General features: G+C 63.5%; 22 protein-coding genes. 16 read left to right on the top strand and 6 right to left on the bottom strand.

Going from position 1 to position 25,549, the window contains the following annotated elements:
- Positions 1-27 precede the first annotated feature (27 nt).
- From NKI21_RS18640 to NKI21_RS18620, 5 genes are all read right to left on the bottom strand, one after another.
- On the bottom strand, positions 28-1,059 hold the full coding sequence (locus NKI21_RS18640) for an extracellular solute-binding protein (protein WP_023809436.1): 1,032 nt from the start codon (positions 1,057-1,059) through the stop codon (positions 28-30).
- A gap of 104 nt (positions 1,060-1,163) precedes the next feature.
- On the bottom strand, positions 1,164-1,952 hold the full coding sequence (locus NKI21_RS18635) for an ABC transporter permease (protein ID WP_127292325.1): 789 nt from the start codon (positions 1,950-1,952) through the stop codon (positions 1,164-1,166).
- The gene (locus tag NKI21_RS18630) at positions 1,949-2,848 is read right to left on the bottom strand and encodes an ABC transporter permease (RefSeq protein ID WP_031212568.1); all 900 of its coding nucleotides are present in this window, start codon (positions 2,846-2,848) and stop codon (positions 1,949-1,951) included. The genes NKI21_RS18635 and NKI21_RS18630 overlap by 4 nt, the downstream gene beginning before the upstream one ends.
- Complete coding sequence (locus NKI21_RS18625) at positions 2,845-3,939, bottom strand: ABC transporter ATP-binding protein (protein ID WP_352866681.1); 1,095 nt, start codon at positions 3,937-3,939, stop codon at positions 2,845-2,847. The genes NKI21_RS18630 and NKI21_RS18625 overlap by 4 nt, the downstream gene beginning before the upstream one ends.
- A gap of 93 nt (positions 3,940-4,032) precedes the next feature.
- Entirely contained in the window at positions 4,033-5,163 is a 1,131-nt protein-coding gene (locus NKI21_RS18620) for a branched-chain amino acid ABC transporter substrate-binding protein (protein ID WP_127271535.1), read from the bottom strand.
- Positions 5,164-5,356: 193 nt separating this feature from the next.
- On the opposite strand from NKI21_RS18620, the gene NKI21_RS18615 reads away from it, so the two are divergent.
- The 9 genes from NKI21_RS18615 to NKI21_RS18575 all read left to right on the top strand — a co-directional run bounded on the left by NKI21_RS18615 (position 5,357) and on the right by NKI21_RS18575 (position 14,163).
- Positions 5,357-6,274 (top strand): branched-chain amino acid ABC transporter permease, encoded by a 918-nt coding sequence (locus tag NKI21_RS18615; RefSeq protein WP_352866678.1) that lies wholly within the window; start codon positions 5,357-5,359, stop codon positions 6,272-6,274.
- 1 nt (position 6,275) lies between these two features.
- Positions 6,276-7,451, top strand: a complete 1,176-nt coding sequence (locus NKI21_RS18610) for a branched-chain amino acid ABC transporter permease (RefSeq protein ID WP_352441985.1) — start codon at positions 6,276-6,278, stop codon at positions 7,449-7,451.
- On the top strand, positions 7,448-8,233 hold the full coding sequence (locus tag NKI21_RS18605; protein ID WP_236382713.1) for an ABC transporter ATP-binding protein: 786 nt from the start codon (positions 7,448-7,450) through the stop codon (positions 8,231-8,233). The genes NKI21_RS18610 and NKI21_RS18605 overlap by 4 nt, the downstream gene beginning before the upstream one ends.
- On the top strand, positions 8,226-8,927 hold the full coding sequence (locus NKI21_RS18600; RefSeq protein ID WP_352866673.1) for an ABC transporter ATP-binding protein: 702 nt from the start codon (positions 8,226-8,228) through the stop codon (positions 8,925-8,927). Before NKI21_RS18605 ends, NKI21_RS18600 begins: the two co-directional genes overlap by 8 nt.
- Positions 8,928-9,130: 203 nt before the next feature.
- On the top strand, positions 9,131-10,405 hold the full coding sequence (locus NKI21_RS18595) for a flavin-containing monooxygenase (protein ID WP_352441986.1): 1,275 nt from the start codon (positions 9,131-9,133) through the stop codon (positions 10,403-10,405).
- 42 nt (positions 10,406-10,447) lie between these two features.
- Positions 10,448-10,864 carry a RidA family protein gene (locus NKI21_RS18590; protein ID WP_023809426.1) on the top strand — a complete coding sequence of 139 codons (417 nt, stop codon included), beginning with the start codon at positions 10,448-10,450 and terminating at the stop codon, positions 10,862-10,864.
- Between the two features lie 5 nt (positions 10,865-10,869).
- Positions 10,870-11,544: a DUF1028 domain-containing protein gene (locus NKI21_RS18585; RefSeq protein WP_352441987.1), complete on the top strand. Its 675-nt coding sequence runs from the start codon at positions 10,870-10,872 to the stop codon at positions 11,542-11,544.
- A 20-nt stretch (positions 11,545-11,564) separates the two neighbouring features.
- Complete coding sequence (locus NKI21_RS18580; protein WP_352441988.1) at positions 11,565-13,055, top strand: aldehyde dehydrogenase; 1,491 nt, start codon at positions 11,565-11,567, stop codon at positions 13,053-13,055.
- A gap of 151 nt (positions 13,056-13,206) precedes the next feature.
- Complete coding sequence (locus tag NKI21_RS18575) at positions 13,207-14,163, top strand: LysR family transcriptional regulator (RefSeq protein ID WP_352441989.1); 957 nt, start codon at positions 13,207-13,209, stop codon at positions 14,161-14,163.
- A gap of 6 nt (positions 14,164-14,169) precedes the next feature.
- Here the strand turns inward: NKI21_RS18575 and argE are convergent, their stop codons facing one another.
- The gene (gene argE, locus NKI21_RS18570; protein ID WP_352441990.1) at positions 14,170-15,330 is read right to left on the bottom strand and encodes an acetylornithine deacetylase; all 1,161 of its coding nucleotides are present in this window, start codon (positions 15,328-15,330) and stop codon (positions 14,170-14,172) included.
- A gap of 273 nt (positions 15,331-15,603) precedes the next feature.
- On the opposite strand from argE, the gene NKI21_RS18565 reads away from it, so the two are divergent.
- The 7 genes from NKI21_RS18565 to nirB all read left to right on the top strand — a co-directional run bounded on the left by NKI21_RS18565 (position 15,604) and on the right by nirB (position 25,496).
- Positions 15,604-17,673: an oxidoreductase gene (locus tag NKI21_RS18565; RefSeq protein ID WP_023809421.1), complete on the top strand. Its 2,070-nt coding sequence runs from the start codon at positions 15,604-15,606 to the stop codon at positions 17,671-17,673.
- A gap of 82 nt (positions 17,674-17,755) precedes the next feature.
- On the top strand, positions 17,756-18,358 hold the full coding sequence (locus tag NKI21_RS18560) for an ANTAR domain-containing response regulator (RefSeq protein WP_013530455.1): 603 nt from the start codon (positions 17,756-17,758) through the stop codon (positions 18,356-18,358).
- 2 nt (positions 18,359-18,360) lie between these two features.
- Positions 18,361-19,599, top strand: a complete 1,239-nt coding sequence (locus NKI21_RS18555; protein WP_031212563.1) for a CmpA/NrtA family ABC transporter substrate-binding protein — start codon at positions 18,361-18,363, stop codon at positions 19,597-19,599.
- 356 nt (positions 19,600-19,955) lie between these two features.
- Complete coding sequence (locus NKI21_RS18550) at positions 19,956-21,272, top strand: CmpA/NrtA family ABC transporter substrate-binding protein (protein WP_023809419.1); 1,317 nt, start codon at positions 19,956-19,958, stop codon at positions 21,270-21,272.
- 70 nt (positions 21,273-21,342) lie between these two features.
- A complete protein-coding gene (ntrB, locus tag NKI21_RS18545; RefSeq protein ID WP_023809418.1) occupies positions 21,343-22,233 on the top strand; it encodes a nitrate ABC transporter permease in 891 nt (296 codons plus the stop codon).
- Between the two features lie 10 nt (positions 22,234-22,243).
- Entirely contained in the window at positions 22,244-23,041 is a 798-nt protein-coding gene (locus NKI21_RS18540) for an ABC transporter ATP-binding protein (RefSeq protein ID WP_023809417.1), read from the top strand.
- Positions 23,042-23,045: 4 nt separating this feature from the next.
- Positions 23,046-25,496, top strand: a complete 2,451-nt coding sequence (gene nirB, locus NKI21_RS18535; RefSeq protein WP_352441992.1) for a nitrite reductase large subunit NirB — start codon at positions 23,046-23,048, stop codon at positions 25,494-25,496.
- The last annotated feature ends 53 nt before the right edge of the window (positions 25,497-25,549 follow it).

Here is a 25,549-nt window from a genome sequence, read left to right as displayed (position 1 = left end):
GGGCGGCGCGCGCCCCGGCTGAGCGGCTCATTGCAGAAGCTGCGTCCAGACCTTGGTGACGAGTTCCTGCGCCGCCGGCGAGCAGGCCTGGCCCATCTTGACGGGAACGGTCGGGAACAGCTCCGGAGCGTTCTCCTTGTTGTAGAGCGCCTTGCTCTCGTCGATCTTCACCGGCGAAGAGTGGCCGTAATAATTGTACTGCGCCGTCGCGTTGTCGATCTGGGTCATGAAATCGATGAACTTCTTGGCGTTCTCGATATTGGCCGCGCCCTTCGGCACGACATAGGAATCCAGCCAGCCGACCAGACCTTCTTTCGGCATCGCGTATTCGACATTGGCCTTGTCGTTGCGGCGAAGCCTCATGGTGTTGCCGTCCCACCAGAAATGGGCGGCAACCTCGCCGCTGCCGATGCGGTTTTCGATGTTGTCGCTGGAATAGGCCGCCACGAATGGCTTCTGCGCCAGCAAGAGGTCGAGCACGCGCTTCATCTCCTGCGGGTCTTCGCTGCAATATTTGATGCCGAGATAGTTTTCCGCTGCCGGTATGACTTCGTCGGGCTGCGCCAGGCTGGCGATCTTGCCGCGCAGCTCCGCCGGTGGCTCGAAATAGGTCTTCCAGCTGTCGACCGGGCCTTTGTAGAGGTCGCGGTTAACGGTGTAGCCGGCATTGCCGAAGGCGAGCGGGATCGAATGATTGCCTGTCGCATCCCACCACGGTTTCTGCCAGTCCGGCAGGACTTGGCTGTAGGCCGCCATCGAGCTGGCGCCGAAATCCTCGAGCAGCCCACTATCGATCATGATCTTCACGAAGTGCTGCGAAGGCGTGACGATGTCGTAGCCCGACGAGCCGGCCTGCAGCTTGGTCAGCAGGTCCTCGTTGGATGAGAAGGCGTCGACCGTGACCTTTATGCCGGTTTCCTTCTCGAATTTCGTGACCATCTCGGGCGAGATGGAATCCGCCCATGCGTAGATGGCCAGGCTGCCCTCGGCGAGAGCGGGCACGCTAAAGGCGAGGCTCATGGCACCGGCCATGGCGAGCGCTGCAATTTTAGTCGTCATGTCATTCCCCTGTTTGTTGTTCTCCCAAGGGCGACGATAACAAACCGTCGGGTTCGATAAATTCGATTTGCCCGACGCCTTGATTAGGAAAAACTACGCCGCTGCTACTGCCGTCGCTGAAGCAGGAAGGCCACGGTCGCCAGCACCACCGAAACAATCATGATCAAGGTCGAGATTGCGTTGAGCTGCGGCGACACGCCCTGCTTGATCAGGGAAAAAATGTAGACCGGCAGCGTGGTGGCGCCACCGGAATTCAACAGGTTGCTGGTGATGAAATCATCCATCGAGATGACGAAGGCGAGCATGGCGCCGGCGAACACACCCGGCAGGATGAGCGGCAGCGTGACGCGACGAAAGGCGACCCAACCGGTTGCATAGAGATCGCGGGCGGCTTCCTCCAGATCGAAGTCCATTCCCTGCAGGCGGGCGCGTATCGGCAGGAAGGCGAACGGGATGCAGAAGGTGGTGTGGGCGATCATCAGCTTCACCATTCCGTTGGCGAGCCCGATCTCGGAGAAGAGGATCAGGACGGCGACAGCAACGACGATTTCGGGCAGGAGCAGCGGCAGGTTCACCACCGCTTCGGAAATCCGGCGGAACCGGACATCGCGGCCGCGCACCAGCACCAATGCCGCCATCAACGCGACAAGCGTCGAGGCGACTGTGGCGACCGCGGCAACGAGCAGGGAGGTCTTCACCGCCGTCATCAGGTTCGCGTTGGACAAAGCGGTGGCGTACCAGTGCAATGAGAAGCCGCCCCAATTGGAGACGATCCGGTTCGCATTGAAAGAGTAGAACACCACGACGGCGATGGGCAAATAGAGATAGGCGAAGAAGATCGCGCTGAAGAGACCGAAGCCCGGATAGCGCCTGACATCATCGTCCGCGTTCATGCCGCACGCTCCAGGCCTTCGGTGCGCATCGAGCGCAGACCCTGGAAAATCAGGAAGACCATGACCGCGGCCATCAGCACGATGGCGATGGCGGCGCCGAGCGGCCAGTTGCGGGCGCCACCGAACTGCAGCTGGATGAGATTGCCCATCATCATGGTCTTGCCGCCGCCGAGCAGGGTCGGCTCCAGGACCGCGCCGAGGCTTGGAACGAACACCAGGATCGCGCCGGCGATCATGCCGGGCCGGGTGAGGGGTAGGATAACGCGGCGCAATGTGGTGAGGCGGTTGCCATAGAGATCATGCGACGCCTCGATGAGCGCAGGATCGAGCTTTTCGATCGAGGCGAAGATCGGCAGGATCATCAGCGGAATGTAGCTGTAGACGAGACCGAGCAGCATGGCGGTGTTGCCGAACAGCAGCGAGTCCATGTTGTCGACGAGGCCGAGACCGCGAAGGGTCTTTTCGACGACACCATCCTTGCCAAGGATGATGATCCAGGAATAGACGCGCACGATCATTGAAACCCAGAATGGCAGCGTGACGAGATAGATCAGCAGCACTTTGATCGCCGGCCGCTGCAGCGCGATGAAATAGGCGACCGGGAAGCTCAGAAGCAGGCAGATCGATGTTGTCACGGCCGACAGGACCAGCGTCCTGGCAACGACGATGAGATATTGCGGATTGAACTCCAGCTCGCCGGTCCAGCCTTCGTTGAACAGCAGCTGCTTGTAGGGCGCGGTGGTGAACACATATTCGAACCCGCCGTAAGGTCCGCGCGTCGAGAACGACACCACGATGATGATACCGATCGGGATGATCAGCGTCAGCAGCATGATGAGATGGGCCGGCAGCAGGCCGAGGACATTCCAGTCAGGAGTTTTTGTGGGTGCCTTCATGCGCCGAGGATCCGCACGGATTCGGCGGCAAAGCCAACTTTTACCGATTGCCCGATTTCGAACATCTGGCCGCGGCTGACGCTGTTGCGCTTGGAGATGCGCAGCTTGGTGCCGCCCGCTTCAATCAGATAGTATGTGTAGCCGCCGAGATAGTTGGTGCTCATGATCGTGCCGTCGATAGCGATCGGGTTGTCCTGGGCGGGCAGGCTGATTTTCTCCGGACGTATCGAGATGAAGGCCTTCTGCCCGGCGACCGCTTTCTTGTGAGAGGCCGTCAAGGTCATGCCGAGCTGCGTTTTCACGGTTGCCTGCTCGCCGTCCACGGCAATCACGTCAGCATCGAGGAAGTTGGTCTCGCCGATGAAATCGGCGACGAAGCGGTTCGACGGCTCCTCGTAGATCGCCGCGGGTGTGCCAAGCTGCTGGATCTCGCCATCGCCGAGAACGCAGATGCGATCCGACATGTCGAGCGCTTCTTCCTGGTCGTGGGTGACGAAGACGAAGGTGATGCCGGTCTTGCGCTGCAGGATGCGCAGTTCGTCGCGCATGGCCTGGCGCAGCTTCAGGTCGAGTGCCGAGAGCGGTTCGTCGAGCAGCAGCACTTCCGGTTCCGGCGCCAGAGCGCGGGCGAGCGCGACGCGCTGGCGCTGGCCGCCCGACAATTGCTGCGGCTTGCGCCCGGCAAAGGCCTCCATATGGACGAGACGAAGCATATCGGCGACGCGCGTATCGCGGCGGTCCTTTGACCAGCCGAGGTTTTCGAGCCCGAAGCCGATGTTCTGTTCGACGCTCATATGCGGAAACAGGGCGTAGCTCTGGAAGACGGTGTTGACCCGCCGCCTATGAGGGGGGAGTCCCTGTATGTCCGAGCCGTGCAGGAAAATCTGCCCCGCCGTCGGCTGCTCGAAACCGGCGATCATGCGCAGCAGGGTGGTCTTGCCGCAGCCGCTCGGGCCGAGCAGCGTGAAGAACTCGTTGTCGTAGATGTCGAAGGAAACAGGCTTCAGCGCCTGATAGGTGCCGAACACCTTGGAGACGCCCTTGATCTCGACGGCCTTTCGAGGTGCGCCGTGACCGGCCTCGTCATTCATGGTCAGGCGCTCCGGTCAGGACTTTTTGCGAGCTCGGTGATGAAGGTGATCGACGCCGCGCCACGGAGAACGGGCGCGGCGTCGATCAGGTAGTTACATCTTCTCCCATTTGCCGCTGCGGACGACGAACATGTCGATGTCGATGGCCATGTTGGTCTGTCCGTTGGCATCGAACGAGACGTCTCCCAGAATGCCGTCGTGGTGGATGTCACGAATGGCCTTGCTCAGCGCTTCCTTGTCGTCGAGGCCTTTTTCCTTGATGACCTGAAGCAGGATCTGCGTCGCCTCGTAGGCATATTTCGCATAGGAGCCGGCAGGATCGGGATAAGCCTTGGTTTCATAGGCCTTGTTGAATTCCTCCAGCTTGGGGTTCGACTGGACGGCCGGAGTTCCGGCGATGGTGCCCTCGGCTGCAGCTCCCGCGATCTCGATGAATTTCGGGTCGTAGATGCCTGAAATTCCGTACATCGGCAGATTGCCCATGCCGAGGTCGGCCATCTGGCTGCGCACCAGCGCTGCTTCGGTGACGACGCCGCCGAAATAGACCGCGTCGGGCGACGCTGCCTTCGCGGTAGTCAGCATGGCGCGGAAATCGGTCGTGCCGACAGCCGCGGCATCCGAAGAAACGACCTCGCCGCCGGCCGCCTTGAAGAAATCGCCGAACCATTTGGTGTTGGCCGCACCGTAGTCGGTGGTGTCGGAGATGATGGCGATCTTCTTGATCTTGCCTTGCTTGGCGATGGCTTCGGCCAGCGGCTTGTTCTCGTTGACCAGCGTCGGCGTCACGCGGGTCACGTTCGGGAAGTTCTGTTCGGTGATCTTCGGGCTGACCGCGCCCCAGACGATGAACGGCATCTGCGAGCGGTTGAAGACCGGGATCGTCGCCAGCGCGACCGAGCTGTTCCAATGCCCCGTTGCCGCGACCACTGCGGGATCGTTGACCAGCTTCTGCGCCGCCGAAACGCCGACGGCCGGATCGGAGGCGTCATCGAGCACGACGCCTTCCACCTGGTGCGGGTAGCCGCTGGCATTGGCCTGCTCGATGGCGAGCAGGAAGCCGTTGCGGGCGCCGAGGCCCTGCTGGGCGTTGCCGCCGGAGAGCGGCCCGATGAAGCCGAGCTTGATCTGGTCGGCCTGCGCCTGGGCGGCGCCCAGGGCGATGGCAAACAGAGAGCCGGCCAGAATTGACGATACGCGGATAAGCGCACTGCGCCTGTTTTGCATGGTTCCACCTCAAACAGAATTATCTGCCGCCGTCGTAGCGACCCGGCCGATCGTGATCGTCGGCTGATCATCAGTGTACGGGCGCGTATTCAGTGACGAAATTCGGAAATTGTGACTCGTGAGTTCGGAGATTCGTTCTGTCCGCCCGGGATGGCGGTTGATACCTGTCGGCTTCAATCGAGAGACGGACCGCATGGCGGAACTGCTTGTCCAGCAACTGGTGAACTGGATAACCCTTGGCTGCATCTATGCCTTGCTGGCGATCGGATTCAGCCTGATCTTCGGTGTCTTGAACGTCATTCATTTCTCGCATGGCGATGTCGCGATGACGGCGCCGTTCATCACGCTGGCGCTTGCCCAGGCGCTGGCGACCGCTCTTGGCGCCTCGGGGCCCGCCTGGCTGGTGCTTGCGGTTCCGGTCGCCGTGCTCGCCGTCGGTTTGATCGGCGTCCTGCTCGACAAGGTGGTCATCAGGCGCTTCCGCGATGCGCCCGCCATGATGGCGCTGGTGGCGACGGTGGCGCTCGGCATCGTCATCCGCGAGCTGATCCGCCATCTCTATCCGCAGGGATCGAACCCGCATGCCTTCCCGCGCCTGGTGTCGGGCATGGCTTTCGAAATCTCCGGCGTTGCCATCAGTTGGTTCGCGCTGCTGGTGGTGGTGCTGACCGTCGCGCTGGTTGCCATGCTGTTTGTCTTCCTGCGCATGACCCCGCTCGGACTGCGCATCCGGGCGGCCTCGGAGGACCGGGTCGTAGCGCGCATGATGGGCGTCCGCGATGCACGCGTCTTCCGTGCGACATTCTTCATTGCCTCGGCTATCGGCGCCATCGCCGGACTTCTGTTCGCAAGCTATGCCGGCGTGACACGGTTCGACTTCGGCGTCATGGCCGGCCTGCTCGGCTTTTCAGCCGCGGTGATCGGCGGCCTCGGCTCGATGCCGGGCGCCATATTGGGCGGACTGATCATTGCCGGCATCGAAGTGCTGGCGCAGACATTCGTGCCGGACGGCGCTTCCTACCGGCTGGTCTTCGTCTTCCTGCTGGTCATCGCCGTGCTCATCTTCCGCCCCGCCGGCCTGCTTGGGCGCACCGTCATGGAGAAAGTCTAGCATGCAGGGTCGTGCTTCACCCGACGTGCCGGGCATAGCCGCGGCCACGGTCTTCGCCATCGCCTCGCAAATCATCGGGGCAGCGTTCCTGTACCTCATCCTCAGAGTCGACGGCGGCTGGCAGGTAGTCGGCCTGCTGGCCTTGCTCGGCCTCGGTTTCTATCTGCTGGAGAGGCTGCCGTGGATCGCCGACTATGCGTTGGCGAGCTTTGCCCGGGTTCCGCTCGTGGCGATGATCACTGCGGCGGTCATCGTCCTGGCCTTTCCGTTCTTCGTCGGTTCGAACACCTATATCCTTCATCTGCTGATCGTCGCCGAGCTCTATGCAGTGCTGGCGCTGGCACTCAATTTCCAGCTCGGCAGCGCCAACATCCCGAACTTCGCCACCGGCGCTTCCTACGGCATCGGCGCCTACGTGTCGGCGCTGCTGGCGATCAATTTCGGCGTCAGCTTCTGGCTGACGCTGCCGGTCGCGGCACTGGCCGCGACCCTGTTCGGTTTCATCATCGGCATCCCGTCGATGCGCACGCGCGACACTTATCTGGCGCTTGTCACCATCGCCTTCGGTGTCGTGGTCCAGCAATTGCTGAACAATTTCAGTTGGACCGGCGGCCCGAACGGACTGGTGGGCATTCCAGCGCCCAGCCTGTTCGGCCATTCCTTTGCCGATCCGCTGGTGATCTTCGGCTGGAAGCTGCCGAGCCAGGCGAACTTCTATTATCTGTCGGCTGCATTGGTCGTCGTCGCCATCGTCACCGCGCACCGGCTGCACGGCTCGCGCATCGGGTTGGCCTGGAACGCGCTGCGCGCCGACGAGATCGCCGCCAAGGCGCAAGGCATCAACGTGGCGTGGTTCAAGGTGCTGGCCTTCGCGGTCGATGCCTTTCTCGCCGCTTTTGCCGGCACGATCTACGCCTTCTACGTGTCCTACATTTCTCCCGACAATTTCACCTTCCTGGTCTCCGTCACCATCATGACCATGGTCATCGTCGGTGGCATGGACAATATTTTCGGTGTCATCGTCGGTGCGTTCCTGCTGACCATCCTGCCGGAGAAATTGCGCGCGTTCGCCGACTACCGCCTGCTGTTCTTCGGCGTCGTCATCATCGGCTTCCTGATGATCCGGCCGCAGGGTCTGTTCCCGCAACGCATGCGGCGCTACGGAGGCGAGCTGTGAGCGCGCTTCTCAAGGTCGAGAATTTGACGATGCGCTTCGGCGGCCTGGTCGCGCTCAACGATGTCAGCCTGTCGATCGACAAGGGCGCGGTGCTCGCCGTCATTGGCCCGAATGGCGCCGGCAAGTCGACGCTGTTCAATGTCGTGACCGGCGTCTACCGGCCGACCTCCGGTCGCGTGACCTTCGACGGCGCCGAGATCACCGGCCGCCCGTCCTACGAAGTTGTCGACCGCGGCATCGCCCGCACATTCCAGTCGTCGCGACTGTTCTCCGACCTCAGCGTCCTCGACAATGTGATCATCGGCATGCACACCCGCACCAGGACCGGCGTGCTGACCGCGCTGTTTAGGCCTGGCGCATCGCGCCGCGAGATGGCGGCCTGCGTGGAAAAGGCCGAAACCCTGCTCAAGCTCGGCTCCGGCGACCTGTTCGAACAACGCTACCGGCCAGCGGGCACGCTGGCCCAAGCCGACAGGCGGCGGCTGGAAATTGCCCGCGCGCTCGCATCGCAGCCCAAGCTCTTGCTGCTCGACGAACCTTCGGTCGGCATGGACGACACGGAAACCGACGCACTGGTGGCCGACATCACGCGGCTGCGCGTACAAAACCCTGCTCTGTCGGTGGTCCTGATCGAGCACGACATGCGGGTGGTCGAAGCGTTCCCGCAGCATGTCACCTGCATCGACTATGGCAGCAAGATCGCCGAGGGCGACTTCGCGGCGGTGCGCGCCGACCCGCGCGTCCAGGAAGCCTATCTCGGGAAGGCGGTCGCCCATGCTTGAGCTCAGGGATGTCGATACTTCCTATGGCGCGGTGCCGATGCTGCGCGGCGTGGCGATGAGCGTGCGTCCCGGCGAACTGGTCTGCCTGCTGGGGCCGAACGGCGCCGGCAAGACGACAACCTTCATGACCGTCTGCGGCGTCGTGCGGGCGCAGCGCGGCAAGGTCGAGGTGATGGGCAGGGACATGGCGACGCTCGGCACGGAAAACCTCGCGTCGCTCGGCGTCGGCCTCGTTCCCGAAGGGCGCCGGCTGTTCCCCGGCCTGACCGTGATGGAGAATTTGCGCCTGGGCTATGACGCGGTATCGGGCAGGGGACCCAATTTCGCGGTGCAACTGGACAAGATGTGCAAGCTGTTTCCGCGCATCCATGAGCGTTTGCGCCAAGTCGCCGGCACGCTGTCCGGCGGCGAACAGGCGATGGTGGCGCTGGCGCGCGCCCTGATCGGCGAACCCAGACTGGTGATCATGGACGAGCCGTCGCTCGGTCTCTCGCCAAAACTCATCGGCGAGTATTTCGAGATCACAAGGGAGATCCATCGCCAAGGCACGACCATCCTGTTGATCGAACAGAATGCCGAAATGGGGCTGGGCATCGCCGATCGCGGCTATGTGCTGGTCAAGGGTAAAATCGCCCAGGAGGGGCCGGCAAAGGAGTTGCTCTCGTCCAAGGCGGCCAGAAGCCTTTATCTCTGAGCCGTCCGTTTCTTCTGTCTCGACAGTGATGATCCACGCCCCGCGCTCCACATCTTCGGCCATGCTTTCCGGCATTTAGGGACAAGCTAACCACTGCCACATGAAATCATAATTTTCGCTGCCCGGTGCCTCCAGTAAACCAACGATCAGATCTCCGCCGCATCCGCAGACACTCCCGGGGAGAGCCAGAAAGGGCCGCTGAAATGCCAGTCGAAACGGTAGACACGCTTGTTGTTGGCGGCGGCCAGGCGGGGCTGGCCATGAGCGAGCATCTGAGCAAGTGCGGGGTGCCGCATCTCGTGCTCGAGCGGAGCCGCATCGCCGAACGCTGGCGTACCGAAAGATGGGACTCGCTGGTTGCCAATGGTCCCGCCTGGCATGATCGTTTTCCCGGCATGGAATTTCCGGACGCCGGTCCCGACGCCTTTGTCGGCAAGGAGAAGGTCGCCGACTATTTTGTCGCTTACGCCGGCATGATCGCTGCCCCCATCCGCTGCGGCGTGGAGGTCAGGAGCGTGGAAAGGCTTGTCGGCCGTCCCGGCTTCCGGGTCGAAACCTCGGATGGCGTGATCGAGGCCAGGAGCGTGGTTGCCGCTACCGGGGCTTTCCAGCATCCGGTCATTCCGGCGGTTGTCCCCGGGGATGCCGGAGCGATGCAGATCCATTCCAGCGCCTATCGCAATCCGGGCCAGTTGCCCGAAGGTGCGGTGCTGGTGGTCGGCTCCGGGTCCTCGGGGGTGCAGATCGCAGACGAACTCCAGCGCGCGGGACGGCGCGTCTACCTCTCGGTCGGGCCGCATGATCGGCCGCCGCGGGCCTATCGCGAGCGTGACTTCTGCTGGTGGCTGGGGGTTTTGGGCAAATGGGACGCCCAAGCGCCGGCGCCTGGCACCGAACACGTCACCATCGCGGTGAGCGGCGCGCGGGGCGGCCAGACGATCGACTTCCGGCGTCTTGCCGCGCAAGGGATGACGCTGGTTGGCCGGACGGAATCCTATAAGGAAGGGGTCATGACCTTCGCTCCGGATCTGGCTAAAAATATCGCGCGCGGCGATGCGAACTACATGTCGGTGCTGGACGAGGCCGACGCCTATGTCGCTCGCAACGGCCTCGACCTTCCCGAGGAGCCCGCGGCCCGCGAGATCGGACCGGACCCTCGATGCATGACTGATCCCATTCTCGAGCTGAACCTGGCGGAAGCCGGGATAGGTTCGATCATCTGGGCAACGGGATTCACCGTCGATTACAACTGGCTGAAAGTCGATGTGTTTGATGAAAAGGGCAAGCCGAAGCACCAGCGCGGCGTGTCGACCGAGCCGGGGATCTATTTCCTGGGCCTGCCGTGGCAATCGCGGCGGGGGTCGAGCTTCATCTGGGGCGTCTGGCACGACGCACAGCATGTGGCAGACCATATCTCCACGCAGCGCAAGTACCTGGCCTACCATGCGTCCGCAAAGCGCAAGACCAGGGTAGCATAGAAACGGACGTCCCGACCTCGAGCCTGACTGAGGGAGACCAAGATGGCGCATACAAGAATTCGCAAGTTCAACACCAAGGACACCTATCCCGAGCAGAAACTCGACAATGATCTGTGCCAGGCGGTCGTTACGCGGGGCGGCAGGACCGTCTACCTGCGCGGCCAGTGTCCGCAGGATCTCGACACGGCCAAGAATATCGACAGCCATGATCCGGTCGAGCAGACGCACAAGGTCATGCAGAACATCCGCCAGCTGATCGAGGAGTGCGGCGGCACCATGGAGCACCTGGTCAAGGTGGTGGTCTACATCACCGATGTGCGCCATCGCGAGGCCGTCTACCGCACCATGGGCGAGTACATCAAAGGCGTGCATCCCGTCTCGACCGGCCTTGTCGTGCAGGCCTTGGCGCGGCCGGACTGGCTGGTCGAGATCGACGGCACCGCAGTTATCCCGGACTGACGGCGATGACCTTTTCCATTGTCGCGCGGTGCAGCCACACCGGCATGTTCGGAGTCGCAGTATCCTCCTCGTCGCCTGCTGTCGCCGCGCGCTGCGCCTATGCGCAGGCAGGCGTCGGCGCCATTGCCAGCCAGAACGTCACCGATCCGATGCTGGGGCTGCGAGGCCTCGAATTGCTGGCGCGCGGCGCTTCGGCCGCCGAGGCGATTGCCATATTGAAGCGCACCGGCGCTTATCCCGAATACCGGCAGGTGCTGGCTGTCGATGCCGCCGGAAAGACCGCGATCCATTCGGGTCCCAAGGCGCTTGGCATCTGGGCGGAGGCGCGTGCGGACAATGTCGCCTGCGGCGGCAACATGCTGGCCCATGACGGCGTGCCGCAAGCCATGGTCGACGCCTTCCTGGCCTCGGAAGGGCATCTAGGCGACCGCCTCATCGCGACCATGCGCGCCGCGCTGAAAGCGGGCGGCGAGGCTGGTCCTGTCCATTCCGCCGGCATGAAGCTGGTGCGCGAGGTTGCGTGGCCGGTCGCCGATTTGCGCTGTGACTGGACCGATGACTGCCCGATCGAGCAGCTGGCGACGCTGTGGGAACTCTACAAGCCGCAGCTCAATGCCTATGTGACCCGCGCCATAAACCCATCCGATGCGCCGAGCTACGGCGTGCCGGGCGACGAATAGTCAAGACAGGGTCACCTGCGATGAGCGAACTCAGCCACAAGGACTGGATCGGCAAGGCGTCCGCGATCCGTTTTCGCGACAAGGCGTTCATCGACGGCAAGACGGTTGCGGCGCGTTCGGGCCGGACCTTCGCCAGCGTCAATCCGGCAACTGGCGAGGTGCTGGCCGAAGTGGCGTCCTGCGGTGAGGAAGACATCGATCTGGCGGTTGCCGCAGCGCGGCGCAGCTTCAACACCGGCGTCTGGTCGCGGACCAGCTCGGCGCACCGTAAGGAGGTTCTGCTGCGGCTGGCGCAATTGCTGCGCGAAAACCTGCATGAACTGGCTCTGCTGGAATCGCTCGACATGGGCAAACTGGTCAGGGATGCGGCCGCGGTCGACGTCCCCGGCTCGGCAGCGATCTTTCAATGGTATGGCGAGGCCATCGACAAGATCTATGGCGAAGTGGCGCCGACCGGCGAAGGTGATCTGGTGCTGGTGCGGCGCGAACCGCTTGGCGTGGTCGGCGCGGTGGTGCCTTGGAATTTCCCGCTCGATATGGCGACGTGGAAATGCGCGCCGGCACTGGCGGCAGGCAATTCGGTGGTGCTCAAACCCGCCGAGCAGTCGCCTTTGTCGGCCCTGCTTCTGGCGGAACTGGCAATGGAAGCGGGCCTGCCTGCAGGCGTGCTCAATGTCGTGCCCGGCCTTGGCGAAACCGCCGGCCAGGCGCTTGGCCGCCATATGGATGTGGATTGCCTCGCCTTCACCGGTTCGACCGCCGTGGGCAAGATGTTCCTGCAGTATTCCGGCCAGTCGAACATGAAGCAGGTCTGGCTGGAGACCGGTGGCAAGAGCCCGAACCTCATCTTTGCCGATTGCGGCGATCTCGACGCTGCAGCCGACATGGCGGCCTTCGGCATCTTCTTCAACCAGGGCGAGGTCTGTTCCGCCAATTCACGCCTGCTCGTCCAGCGCGGCATCAAGGATGCTCTGGTGGAGAAACTGGTGCAACGTGCGGCGGTCACGCAGCCCGGCGATCCGCTCGATCCGGCTTCGAAAATGGGCGCGATGGTCGATAGTCGCCACGCCGCCAACGTCATGCGCTTCGTCGAGGCCGGCAAGAAAACCGCGCGCCTGGTCGCGGGCGGCGACCTGGTCACGGTCAACGGGCGCGGCAGCTTTGTCCAGCCGACCATCTTCGACGATGTCGCGCCTGCCGATCCGATTGCCCGCGACGAGATCTTCGGGCCGGTGCTTTCGGTCATCGCCTTCGACGACGAGGCCGACGCGATCCGTATCGCCAATGACAGCCCATACGGGCTGGCCGCATCGCTGTGGACCGACAGCCTGTCGCGCGCGCACCGCATCGCCGGCCGGCTGCATGCCGGCACGGTTTCCGTCAACACGGTCGATGCGCTGAGCCCGATGACGCCGTTCGGCGGCTTCAAGCAATCAGGCTTCGGCCGCGACCTGTCGCTGCATGCGCTCGACAAATACACCGCGCTCAAAACGACGTGGATCAAATACTGATGGGCGCCTAAAGCGCATCGCGATTGAACGGATTCAAGCGATGCGCTTTAGGCCTTTGCTCTATGCATGTCGTTTGCGCAAAACCGGGGCCACTTTTGCGCGACATGCATTAGGCTTGATCGAAGCCCTCAAACCGGCAACATAGCCAGCCATGCCGCTACGCTTCACGCTCAGACAGTTGGAATATTTCGTCGCCGTGGGCGAAGCCGGCTCCATCGCCAAGGCGGCCGAACAGGTCAATGTCTCGCCGCCCTCGATTTCGGCGTCCATTGCGCAGCTGGAAACCGAGTTCGGCGTCCAGCTCTTTGTCCGCAAGCATTCGCACGGCCTGTCGCTGACAGCCGGCGGCCGCATCTTCCTCAAGGAAGCCGCAAGGCTGCTCAACGACGCCGATGCCTTGCATGACGTCGCCGGCGATTTTGCCGAAAAGGTGCGCGGCCCGCTGGCCGTGGGATGCCTGCTGACCTTCGCGCAGATCGTCCTGCCGGCGCTGCGCATGCGGTTCGAGCGTGCCTATCCCGATGTGCGCGTGCGCCAGTTCGAGCGCAATCAGGGGCAATTGCTTGAGATGCTGCAGCGCGGCGAAATCGACCTTGCCCTGACCTACGATCTCGAACTGTCGCAGGACATGACCTTCGAGCCGCTGATGCTGGTGCCGGCCTATGTGATGCTGCCGGCGGGGCATCGCTTCGCGGCAAAGGCGTCGATCACGACGGAGGAATTGGCCGATGAGCCGATGGTGCTGCTCGACCTGCCGTTCAGCCGCGAATATTTCCTTTCGGCATTCCACCAGCGCGGGATCCGCCCCAACATTGCCGAGCGCACCGGCGACATCGCCGTCATGCGTTCCATGGTGGCCAACGGCTTCGGCTACGGCATCGCCAATATGCGGCCGCTCAACACGCTGGCGCCGGACGGCAAGCCGCTGGTCTTCGTGCCGTTGGACGGCGATCTGCGGCCGCTGACCATGGGCGTCGCCTTGCCCAGTTCCGAACACCGCACGCAAACCGTCCAGGCGTTCATCGACCACTGCCGGCATTTCGTCGTCGAGCAAGGCGTGTTCGGCGCCGAGCGGGCTGTCGGCCAGGCAGCACTTCTACAGAAGTAGCCCCGGTTAAGCCAACTGCTGGTCGGCAAGCCGCTGCAGCAATTTTTCCAGCATGCCGTCGCAGCGGCGCATCTGCTCGACGCTGACGAACTCATCCGGCTTGTGTCCTTGCGCCATCGATCCCGGTCCGCACACGACCGTCGGCGTGCCGAGATCGCGGCTGAACAGGCCGCCCTCCGTACCGTAGGCAACCTTGATGGTGTTGTTGGCGCCGGTCAGCGATTTGATGAAAGCGACGGCTTGCGAACTGGCCGGCGTGTCCAGGCCGGGATAGGTGTTGGTGATGTCTATGTCGATCGCCGCCTCGGGGGCGGTGGCCGAGGCTTCGGATGCAATATGAGCAGCCTCCTTGCGCAGACGGTCGAGAATCTCGTGCGGATCGTCGGCCGCGACATTGCGGATCTCGAAGTCGACCTGGCAGAGGTTCGGCACGATGTTCAGCGCCACGCCGGCGTTGATCTTGCCGACATGGACGGTCGTGTAGGCAATGTCGTAGTCGCCGTCGCGGGCGCCATCGCGCACCAGCCGATCCTGCTCGCGGCGCAAGGCGGCGACGAAGTCGCAGCCGAGATGGATAGCATTGAGCGCCAACGGGGCCAGCGCCGAATGGCCTTCGCGGCCTTTGCAGAGCGCGCGTGCGGCAAGCTTGCCCTTGTGGCCCGTCGCCACCTGCATGTCGGTGGGCTCGCCGACGATGCACAGCAAGTGCCGCTGCGGGGCTGCTTGCAGCATGTCGATCAGGCTGCGCACACCAATGCAGCCGATCTCCTCGTCGTAGGAGAGTGCCAAATGCAGCGGCGTGCGCAGCGTCATTTTTGAGGCTTTAAGGCACGCCGCGAGCGCGCAGGCCACAAAACCCTTCATGTCGGCTGTGCCACGTCCGTAAAGCTTGCCGTCTCGGCTCGTCATCTCGAAGGGCGGTAGCGTCCAGGCTTGGCCGTCGACGGGGATGACGTCGGTGTGACCGGACAGCATGATGCCGGAAGCGTCGGCCGGTCCGATGGTGGCAAAGAGGTTGGCCTTGTGGCCGTCCTCGCTGTGGATGATCTGGCTGGCAATGCCATGCGCGTCCAGCAGCTCCGCCACGTAGCCGACGAGGGCGAGGTTCGAATCGCGGCTCACCGTCGGGAATGCGATGAGCTTTTCAAGGATCTGGATGCTGTCCATGCGTCTTGTGTCTCATTGGCCGTCGGCACTTCTAGCATCGCGCGGCCGCGGCCTTGAAGTCGCATTTGGCTCAGCCGGGATTCAGCGGATGCTAATCCCGGCGGGCGATTAGGCGCGTCCTAACCGGCACAGAAGAAATCTGTTGTTTCCCGGCGCTTGTCGCAATTTATGGATGGTCTCAAGGCATCAACCCACTGGGCTGGCCGGCTTGCACCTTGGCTCGAAACCATGATCGGGCATGTGCAAGGCGACGCTGGCAGGAAGGCACGTTCCATGCGCGATCCGCGCTACGACATTTTGTTCGAGCCCGTGAAGATCGGTCCGGTGACCGCCAAGAACCGCTTCTACCAGGTTCCGCATTGCAATGGCGGCGGCTACCGCGACCCTTCGGCCGCAGCCGAGATGCGCCGCATCAAGTCGGAAGGCGGCTGGGGCGTCATCTTCACCGAGCAGACCGAGATGCACCATACTTCGGAGATCACGCCCTTCATCGAGCTCAGGCTGTGGGACGATGCCGATATCCCGGCACTGGCGAAGATGGCCAAGGCCATGCACCAGCATGGCGCGCTGGCCGGTATCCAGCTGGCCTATTCAGGCATCAACGGTCCCAACCTCTACACCAAGGAAGTGCCGCGCGGGCCGTCGGCCTTGCCGATCCGTACCTTCACCAACGATCCGGTTCAGGCGCGCGCCATGGACAAGCAAGATATACGCGACCTGCGCCGCTGGCACCGCAATGCATTCAAGCGTGCCAGGCTTGCGGGCTTCGACCTGGTCTGCCTCTACGGCGCGCATGGCTTCGGCATCATCCAGCACTTCCTGTCCACCGCCACCAACCAGCGCAGCGACGAATATGGCGGCTCGCTGGAAAACCGCTCGCGGTTGATGCGTGAGTTGATCGAAGAGGGCAGGGATGCCATCGGCGGCACTTGCGGCCTGACGCTGCGGCTGTCGCTGGACGAGATGATCGGCGAGCTTGGCTTCGCCAACTCCGAAGTGCGCGACATGATCGAGATGCACGCCGACCTGCCAGACCTCTGGGACCTGGCACATGGCGCCTGGGAGGATTGTTCGGGGCCGTCGCGGTTCAAGGAGGAGGGCGCGCAGGAGAGCCTGGTGTCCGGCATCAAGAAACTGACCTCGAAGCCGGTCGTCGGCGTCGGTCGCTTCACCTCGCCGGATGTGATGGTGAAGATGATCAAGTCCGGCACGCTGGATTTCATCGGCTGCGCGCGGCCATCGATCGCCGATCCCTTCCTGCCGAAGAAGGTGGAGGAGGGGCGAATCGAGGACATTCGCGAATGCATCGGCTGCAACATCTGCATCACCGGCGACATGACCATGTCGATCTCGCGCTGCACGCAGAACCCGACCTTCATGGAGGAATGGCGCAAGGGCTGGCATCCCGAACGCATGCAGGCCAAGGGCGATAGCGACAGCGTGCTGATCGTCGGCGCCGGCCCGGCCGGGCTGGAGGCGGCGCGTGCGCTCGGCCTGCGCGGCTATCAGGTGGCCATCGCCGAAGCCGGCACCGAGCTCGGCGGCCGCGTGGCGCGCGAATGCCGCTTGCCCGGTCTCTCGGCATGGGGACGCGTGCGCGACTACCGCCAGTACCAGATCAGCCAGATGTCCAATGTCGATGTCTATTTCGAAAGCCGATTGTCGGCGCAGGAGATACTGGACTTCGGCTTTCAGAACATTGCGCTTGCCACCGGCTCGACATGGCGCCGTGACGGCGTGGCGCGCGCGCATGTCGTGCCGATGCCGGCGGACCCGGCCATGCCGGTCTATACGCCGGACGATCTGATGGGCGGCAATGTGCCGACCGGCACTGTCGTGCTGTTCGATGACGATCACTATTACATGGGCGGCGTTTTGGCCGAGCTGATGGCGCGCCAGGGCGCGAAGGTGACGCTGGTGACGCCGTCCGCCTATGTGTCCGACTGGACCCGCAACACGCTGGAGCAGGGCGCCATCCACCGCCGGCTGGCCGAACTCGGCGTCGAGATCGTGTTGAACCGGATCGTGACGCGCATCGTACCGGGCGGTGTTGCCACGGCCTGCGCCTATACGGGCAGCCAATTTGACATCGCCGTGGACGCAGTAGTGCTGGTGACATCGCGCCAGCAGGACGATAGCGTCTGGCACGAGCTGAAGGCGCGGCGCGACGAGTGGGCCGACAGCGGCATCCGCTCGATCAAAATCATCGGCGATGCCGAGGCGCCGGGTCCGATCGCCTGGGCAACCTACGCCGGCCACCGCTTCGCGCGCGAGCTGGACGAAGCCGATATCGGCGACGCACTGCCCTTCCGCCGCGAGGTCACGGCGCTGGCGGCGGATTAGGCGCCTGCGGCGCGGTTAGCGAATCTCGGGTTGTTCAACCATACCGCATTGCACAATTCCTTCGCTTGGTCACAATGCAGGCATGGTTCGAACCGCACTCGCCGTCCTGGTGATCGACGAAAACCGCATCCGCGCCGCGATCATCGAGGCGGGGTTGCGCGAGGCCGGCCATGAGCGGGTCACCGTCATCCATGATGTGACCGGCATTGCGCGGCGGATCGCCGAGATCGAGCCCGATGTCATCGTCATCGATCTCGAAAACCCGAATCGCGACATGCTGGAAAACATGTTCCAGCTTTCGCGTGCCGTAAAACGGCCGATCGCCATGTTCGTCGACCGCTCGGACCAGGCCTCGATCGAGGCGGCGGTCGATGCCGGCGTTTCGGCCTATGTCGTCGACGGTCTGCGGCAAGAGCGCGTCAAACCCATTCTCGACATGGCGGTCAGCCGCTTCAACGCTTTTTCGCGCATGGCGCGCGAACTGGAAGAGGTTCGCGGCGAGCTCGAGAGCCGTAAGGTGATCGATCGTGCCAAGGGCATATTGATGAAGTCGCGCGGCCTCTCCGAAGAGGCCGCCTACACGCTGCTGCGCAAGACGGCGATGAACCAGAACCGCAAGATCGGCGACATCGCCCAGAGCCTGGTGACTGCCGCCGGGTTGCTGGGACCGGCGGAGGACGAATGAGCATGGACGCCGCGCACCAGATCACCGCTGGCTTCATGCCGCTTTTCGACAGCGCCGTGCTGGTCGCGGCCGGTGAGCTTGGCTTTGCCGCACGAGAAGGCATCGACCTCACCCTGCACCGCGAGACGTCCTGGGCTAACATCCGCGACCGCATCGCCATCGGTCACTTCCATCTGGCGCATATGCTGGGACCGATGCCGCTCGCCTGCAATCTCGGGCTGACGCCGCTCGCTTCGGAAACCATCGTGCCGTTCTCGCTCGGACTCGGAGGCAATTGCGTCACCGTCTCCAACACTGTGTGGGCCGGAATGGTGGCGCACAGCGCCGAAGCCGATCTCGACCCCGCGCGCGCCGGTGCGGCGCTGCGCGCGCTCATTCGCGAGCGCGCTGCGGCCGGTGGCGACCCGCTGCGCTTCGCCGTGGTGCATCCGCATTCCGGGCACAATTACGAATTGCGCTATTGGCTCGCCGCCTGCGGCATCGATCCGACGCGCGAAATCGAGATCGTCATCGTGCCGCCGCCCTTCATGGCCGATGCACTGGCCGCCGGCCGCATCGACGGCTACTGCGTAGGCGAACCCTGGAACAGTGCTGCGGTTGCCGCCGGCACCGGGCATATCGTCACCGTCAAGGCGCGGATATGGCGTAACAGCCCGGAGAAGGTGATCGGCGTGCGCAAGGCCTGGGCAGACGAAAACCCCGAGGCCTTGGCGGCGCTGCTGCGCGCGCTGCATCACTCGGCACGCTGGTGCCAGGATCCGGCCAACCATGGCGAATTGGCTGCCGTCATGGCGCAGGCCGGCTTTCTCGGCCTGCCGCCGGCCGTGCAGATGCCGATCCTGACCGGCCATCTCCGACTGGGCGGCGGCGCGGAGCGGAGCATCGACGACTTCTTCCTCCCCTTCGACAAGGCGGCGAACTTTCCGTGGAAGAGCCATGCGCTGTGGTTCTACACGCAGATGGTGCGTTGGGGGCATGTGGCGCATACGCCTGAAAACCTCGCCATCGCGCGGGATTGCTATCGTCCCGATCTCTATCGTTCGGCGCTGAAGCCGCTCGGCATCGCACTTCCCGGCGCCAATTCGAAGGTCGAGGGCGCGCTCCAAGTTGCAACCGCGGTCGGCGCGACAGGCGCCGGCCTTGTGCTCGGTCCGGACGGTTTCTTCGACGGCCAGATCTTCGATCCGGACGAGGTCGACGCGTACATTACCGGCCAGAAATCGGCTCGCGCGGAAGCCTGATCATTTCCGCGTCATTCTTGTGCATTGCACAAAAATTGTGCGCGCGATTGCCCGAATGAGCAATCTTTGACCTTCCGGCCATAGGACCCGGCGGGTCCGCGATCGGCGCTGGTTACTGATTTAATTGATCTTTTTCGCCTCTCTCAAAACTGGCACGGTTCCTGCTTTGAAATAGACAGGCCCTTCGCGGGTCACGGAACAGGCGCCCAATGGCGGGCGCCACAGGCAAAGCTGCCGCTCAGGTTAATACGCGCTCCCGGTCACCCGGACGCGAAGACCTGGCTGGCGGCTTTTTTGTTTTGATCAACACACAATCGACGACGCGGATCCCAAGCCGCGCCCAACCGGAGACGACGATGACGAAACGGATCAGGACTGGAACGACCCTCAAAGACATGACGCGCCGCGATTTTCTGGTCAGCAGTGCAATGACGGCCGGCCTGTTCGTGGCGGCCCGCAAGCTCTTCCCTTCCGGCGCCTATGCTGCGACCGCCACTCCGGAGGTCACCGGCGCCAAGCTCGGCTTCATTGCCCTCACCGATGCGGCACCGCTGATGATCGCCAAGGAGAAGGGGCTGTTCGCCAAGTTCGGCATGCCCGATGTCGAGGTGCTCAAGCAGGCCTCCTGGGGCGCGACGCGCGACAATCTGATGCTCGGCGGCGCCGCCAACGGCATCGACGGTGCCCATATTCTGACGCCGCTGCCTTACCTCATGCACACCGGCAAGGTGACACAGAACAACCAGCCGATGCCGATGGCGATCGTGGCGCGGCTCAACTACGACTGCCAAGGCATTTCGGTCGCCCAGGAATATGCCGGCACCGGCGTCGGCCTCGATGCCTCGAAGCTGAAAGACGCCTTTGCCGCCAAGAAGGCGGCCGGCAAGGAAATCAAGGCCGCCATGACCTTCCCGGGCGGCACCCATGATCTCTGGCTGCGCTACTGGCTGGCCGCCGGCGGCATCGATCCCGACAAGGACGTTTCGACCATCGTCGTGCCGCCGCCGCAGATGGTGGCCAACATGAAGGTTGGCAACATGGACGTGTTCTGCGTCGGCGAGCCGTGGAACGAGCAGCTCGTCCATCAGGGCGTCGGCTTCACCGCCGCCACGACGGGCGAATTGTGGAAGGGCCATCCGGAAAAGGCGCTCGGCCTGCGTGCCGAATTCATCGAGAAATACCCGAACGCCACCAAGGCGATCCTGATGGCCGTCATGGAAGCCCAGCAATGGTGCGAGGCCAGCGACAACAAGGACGAGATGGCCGCCATCATCGGCAAGCGGCAATGGATGAACGTGCCTGTCGCCGACATCATCGGCCGCCTCAAGGGCGACATCAACTACGGCAATGGCCGCGTCGCCAACGGCACCGATCTCTACATGAAGTTCTGGAAAGGTGGCGTCTCCTATCCGTTCAAGAGCCATGATGCGTGGTTCCTCGCCGAGAACATCCGCTGGGGCAAATTCGCGCCGACCACCGACATCAAGGCGCTGGTCGATCAGGTCAACCGCGAGGATCTGTGGCGCGAGGCGGCCAAGGATCTCGGCGTCGCGGCAGCCGACGTTCCGGCGTCGTCGTCGCGCGGCGTCGAGACCTTCTTCGACGGCAAGATCTTCGATCCGGCCAACCCGTCGGCCTATCTCGACAGCCTGAAGATCAAGGCATCGGCTTGAACCTCTGCGCAAACGGCGCATTGCGCCGTTTGTCGCTCGAATTATCTGCCCCACGGAGTTTTCCCCAGACATGTCGATCCAGACTATCGAGGACACCAAGGTGAAGGCCTTTCCTGCGAAGCCGGCGGAGGTCATCGCCTTCACCGCAAAGGCACGACGTCGCTTCGATCCGCTGGCGATTGCCGGCAAACTGGCGAGCGCGCTGCTACCGCCGATCGTAGTCATCGCCGTCATGCTGGTCGTCTGGCAGATCGCCTGTTCGTCGCCCACATCAAGCCTGCCGCCGCCGACCCAGGTGTGGAACGAGGCCTACGATTTGATCGCGCATCCGTTCTTCGACAATGGCCCGCAGGATATCGGCCTGGCATGGCGCGTGCTGATCTCGCTGCAGCGTGTCGCCATCGGTTTCGGCCTGGCGGCGGTGGTCGGCGTCGCGCTCGGCGCGCTGGTCGGCCAGTCGATCTGGGCGATGCGCGGCCTCGACCCGGTGTTCCAGATCCTGCGCACGGTGCCGCCGCTGGCCTGGCTGCCGCTGTCGCTGGCGGCGTTCCGCGATTCCAGCCCGTCGGCGATCTTCGTCATCTTCATCACGTCGATCTGGCCAATCATCATCAACACCGCCGTCGGCGTGCGCAACATCCCCGAGGATTACCGCAACGTCTCGCGCATCCTGCGGCTCAACCAGTTCGAATTCTTCGTCAAGATCATGGTACCGGCCGCCGCGCCCTACATCTTCACCGGCCTGAGGATCGGCATCGGCCTGTCCTGGCTCGCCATCGTCGCCGCCGAAATGCTGACCGGCGGCGTCGGCATCGGCTTCTTCATCTGGGACGCGTGGAACTCGTCGCGGCTGCCCGACATCATCGTGGCGCTCGCCTATATCGGCGTCACCGGCTTCTGCCTCGACCGTCTGGTCGCGGCGGTCGGCGCCTTCGTCACCCGCGGCACAACGGCAAAGTGAGGAGAGGGCGATGACGGCCTATCTGAAGCTCGACCATATCGACAAATCCTTCTCGCGTGGTGCCCAGGTCAGCGAGGTGTTGAAGGACATCAGGCTGACCATCGACAAGGGCGAATTCGTCTCCATCATCGGCCATTCCGGCTGCGGCAAGTCGACCCTGCTCAATCTGATCGCCGGGCTGACCAAGGTGTCCGCCGGCGCCGTGCTGCTCGAGGACAAAGAGGTCGACAGCCCCGGTCCCGAACGCGCCGTGGTGTTCCAGAACCACTCGCTGCTGCCGTGGCTGACCGTCTATGAAAACATCAACCTGGCGGTGTCGAAGGTTTTCGGTCGCTCGAAAAGCAAGGCCGAGCGGCATGACTGGATCATGCGCAATCTCGACCTCGTGCAGATGGCGCATGCCAAGGACAAGCGCCCGGCCGAGATATCGGGCGGCATGAAGCAGCGCGTCGGCATCGCCCGGGCGCTGGCCATGGAGCCGAAGATCCTGCTGCTCGACGAGCCGTTCGGCGCGCTCGACGCGCTGACGCGCGCGCATCTGCAGGACGCGGTGATGGACATCCATTCCAGGCTCGGCTCGACGACGATCATGATCACCCATGATGTCGACGAGGCGGTGCTGCTGTCCGACCGCATCGTCATGATGACCAATGGCCCGGCGGCAACCATCGGCGAAGTGCTTGCCGTGCCGCTGGCGCGGCCGCGCCGGCGCGTCGAACTCTCTTCCGACCGGACCTTCCTGCGCTGCCGCGAGGCGGTGCTGAAGTTCCTCTACGAACGCCACCGCTTCGTCGAAGCCGCGGAGTAGCACCATGAGCGAAAGACTTGTCATCATCGGCAATGGCATGGCCCCGGGGCGCATGCTGGAGCACCTGCTGGAACAGGCTCCGGGCCGCTACACCGTCACCATCTTCAACGCCGAGCCGCGCGTTAATTACGACCGCATCATGCTGTCGCCGGTGCTGTCGGGCGAGAAAGCCTATGAGGAGATCATCATCCACGGCGACGGCTGGTACATCGCCAACAACATCACCCTCTACAAGGGCCACAAGATCGTCGCCATCGACCGAGCGGCGAAGACCGTCACCTCCGATCATGGCGTCACCGAACCCTATGACAAGCTCGTCATCGCCACCGGCTCGGTGCCGTTCATCATTCCGGTGCCCGGCCATGACCTGCCGGGCGTGCTGACCTATCGCGATCTCGACGACGTGCAGGCGATGATGCTTGCCGCCCAGTCGCGGGCCAAGGCGGTGGTCATCGGCGGCGGCCTGCTCGGGCTGGAGGCGGCAGCAGGGCTGAACGCGCAAGGCATGGACGTCACCGTGCTGCATGTCATGCCGACGCTGATGGAGCGCCAGCTCGATCCCGCGGCCGGCTATCTCTTGCAGCGTGCGGTGGAACAGCGCGGCATCAAGGTCATCACCAAGGCCAACACACAGGCGATCACAGGCAACGGCAAGGTCGGGCAGGTGGAGCTCGCTGACGGCACCATTATCCCAGCAACGCTTGTGGTGATGGCCGTCGGCATCAGGCCGAATTCGGGGCTGGCGAAACAGGCCGGCATCGCCGTCAACAGGGGCATCGTCGTCGACGCCGGCATGCGCAGCAACGATCCCGACATCTACGCGCTCGGCGAATGTGCCGAGGTCAACGGCCAAGTCTACGGCCTCGTCGCACCGCTCTACGAGATGGCGCGCGTGACCGCCAGCCAGCTTGCCGGCGACGCGGCGGCGGCCTTCGTCCATATGGACACGCCGACCAAGCTCAAGGTCACCGGCATCGAGCTGTTCTCGCTCGGCGACTTCGCCGAGGGCGAGGATCGCCAGGAGATCGTGCTGCGCGACGCCGCCGCAGGCGTCTACAAGCGCCTGGTGCTGAAGGATGACCGCATCATCGGCACCGTGCTCTATGGCGAGACGGCTGACGGCGCCTGGTTCAACGACCTCAAGAAGAAGCAGACCGACATTTCCGAAATGCGCGACACGCTCATCTTCGGCCAGTCCTACCAGGGGGGTGCCCCGCTGGACCCTATGGCGGCCGTTGCAGCCTTGCCGGATGATGCGGAAATCTGCGGCTGCAACGGCGTTTGCAAGGGAAAGATCACCGGCGCGATCACGGCCAAGGGCCTGACCTCGCTTGACGACGTGCGCGCCCACACCAAGGCGTCGGCCTCCTGCGGCTCCTGCACCGGGCTGGTTGAAAAGCTGATGGTGCTGACCCTCGGCGACACGTACAACCCCGCCGCCGTGCAGCCGATGTGCTCCTGCACCACCCTCGGCCATGACGAGGTGCGCCGGCTGATCAAGGCCAAGAGCCTGAAGACCATTCCCGCCGTCATGCAGGAACTGGAATGGACGACCTCCTGCGGCTGCGCCAAATGCCGGCCGGCGCTCAACTACTACCTCGTCTGCGACTGGCCGGATGACTACGCCGACGATTACCAGTCGCGCTTCATCAACGAGCGCGTCCACGCCAACATCCAGAAGGATGGGACCTATTCGGTGGTGCCGCGCATGTGGGGTGGGGTGACCAATGCCGCCGAACTGCGCGCCATCGCCGACGTCGTCGACAAGTTCGAAATTCCGATGGTCAAGGTCACCGGCGGCCAGCGCATCGACATGCTCGGCATCCGCAAGGAGGACCTGCCGGCAGTGTGGGCCGATCTCGGTCAGGCCGGCTTCGTCTCCGGCCACGCCTATGCCAAGGGGTTGCGCACGGTGAAGACCTGCGTCGGCTCAGACTGGTGCCGGTTCGGCACGCAGGATTCTACGGGCTTCGGCGTCCGCATCGAAAAATTCATGTGGGGCTCGTGGACGCCGGCCAAGGTCAAGATGGCGGTGTCGGGCTGTCCGCGCAACTGCGCCGAGGCGACCTGCAAGGATGTCGGCGTGATCTGCGTCGACAGTGGTTATGAGATCCATTTTGCCGGGGCGGCCGGCCTCGACATCAAGGGCACCGAGGTGCTCGGCCTGGTCAGGACCGAGGACGAGGCGCTGGAGCATATCGTGGCGCTGACGCAGATGTATCGCGAGCAGGGCCGCTATCTCGAGCGCATCTACAAATGGGCCAAGCGCATCGGCATCCCCGAGATCAAGCGTCAGATCATGGACGATGGCGACAAGCGCAAGGCCTATTACGACCGTTTCGTCTTCAGCCAGAAATTCGCCCAGGTCGACCCGTGGTCGGAACGCGTTTCCGGCAAGGACAAGCACGAATTCCGGCCGATGGCCTCGGTCGGGTTTGCGCAGGCGGCGGAGTGAGCGTGTTCCCGAAAAGTGGAAACCGGTTTTCGGTCAAGAACACGCGCAAAGAG

The sequence above is a fragment of the Mesorhizobium sp. M0715 genome (assembly GCF_040320355.1).
In the GTDB taxonomy this organism is placed as follows: domain Bacteria; phylum Pseudomonadota; class Alphaproteobacteria; order Rhizobiales; family Rhizobiaceae; genus Mesorhizobium.
The sequence above is the reverse complement of the archived record's forward strand: the minus strand, read 5'-3'. Positions and strand labels throughout refer to the sequence as shown.

What these genes read in the sequence shown, in the direction of transcription:
- NKI21_RS18550 (WP_023809419.1), top strand. Translation starts at nt 19,956, where the DNA reads ATGACGAAACGGATCAGGACTGGAACGACCCTCAAAGACATGACGCGC.
- NKI21_RS18575 (WP_352441989.1), top strand. Translation starts at nt 13,207, where the DNA reads ATGCCGCTACGCTTCACGCTCAGACAGTTGGAATATTTCGTCGCCGTG.
- NKI21_RS18625 (WP_352866681.1), bottom strand. Translation starts at nt 3,939, where the DNA reads ATGAATGACGAGGCCGGTCACGGCGCACCTCGAAAGGCCGTCGAGATC.
- NKI21_RS18600 (WP_352866673.1), top strand. Translation starts at nt 8,226, where the DNA reads ATGCTTGAGCTCAGGGATGTCGATACTTCCTATGGCGCGGTGCCGATG.
- ntrB (WP_023809418.1), top strand. Translation starts at nt 21,343, where the DNA reads ATGTCGATCCAGACTATCGAGGACACCAAGGTGAAGGCCTTTCCTGCG.
- NKI21_RS18580 (WP_352441988.1), top strand. Translation starts at nt 11,565, where the DNA reads ATGAGCGAACTCAGCCACAAGGACTGGATCGGCAAGGCGTCCGCGATC.
- NKI21_RS18565 (WP_023809421.1), top strand. Translation starts at nt 15,604, where the DNA reads ATGCGCGATCCGCGCTACGACATTTTGTTCGAGCCCGTGAAGATCGGT.
- NKI21_RS18555 (WP_031212563.1), top strand. Translation starts at nt 18,361, where the DNA reads ATGGACGCCGCGCACCAGATCACCGCTGGCTTCATGCCGCTTTTCGAC.
- NKI21_RS18615 (WP_352866678.1), top strand. Translation starts at nt 5,357, where the DNA reads ATGGCGGAACTGCTTGTCCAGCAACTGGTGAACTGGATAACCCTTGGC.
- NKI21_RS18595 (WP_352441986.1), top strand. Translation starts at nt 9,131, where the DNA reads ATGCCAGTCGAAACGGTAGACACGCTTGTTGTTGGCGGCGGCCAGGCG.
- NKI21_RS18540 (WP_023809417.1), top strand. Translation starts at nt 22,244, where the DNA reads ATGACGGCCTATCTGAAGCTCGACCATATCGACAAATCCTTCTCGCGT.
- NKI21_RS18620 (WP_127271535.1), bottom strand. Translation starts at nt 5,163, where the DNA reads ATGCAAAACAGGCGCAGTGCGCTTATCCGCGTATCGTCAATTCTGGCC.
- NKI21_RS18635 (WP_127292325.1), bottom strand. Translation starts at nt 1,952, where the DNA reads ATGAACGCGGACGATGATGTCAGGCGCTATCCGGGCTTCGGTCTCTTC.
- NKI21_RS18590 (WP_023809426.1), top strand. Translation starts at nt 10,448, where the DNA reads ATGGCGCATACAAGAATTCGCAAGTTCAACACCAAGGACACCTATCCC.
- NKI21_RS18640 (WP_023809436.1), bottom strand. Translation starts at nt 1,059, where the DNA reads ATGACGACTAAAATTGCAGCGCTCGCCATGGCCGGTGCCATGAGCCTC.
- NKI21_RS18585 (WP_352441987.1), top strand. Translation starts at nt 10,870, where the DNA reads ATGACCTTTTCCATTGTCGCGCGGTGCAGCCACACCGGCATGTTCGGA.
- NKI21_RS18560 (WP_013530455.1), top strand. Translation starts at nt 17,756, where the DNA reads ATGGTTCGAACCGCACTCGCCGTCCTGGTGATCGACGAAAACCGCATC.
- nirB (WP_352441992.1), top strand. Translation starts at nt 23,046, where the DNA reads ATGAGCGAAAGACTTGTCATCATCGGCAATGGCATGGCCCCGGGGCGC.
- NKI21_RS18610 (WP_352441985.1), top strand. Translation starts at nt 6,276, where the DNA reads ATGCAGGGTCGTGCTTCACCCGACGTGCCGGGCATAGCCGCGGCCACG.
- NKI21_RS18630 (WP_031212568.1), bottom strand. Translation starts at nt 2,848, where the DNA reads ATGAAGGCACCCACAAAAACTCCTGACTGGAATGTCCTCGGCCTGCTG.
- argE (WP_352441990.1), bottom strand. Translation starts at nt 15,330, where the DNA reads ATGGACAGCATCCAGATCCTTGAAAAGCTCATCGCATTCCCGACGGTG.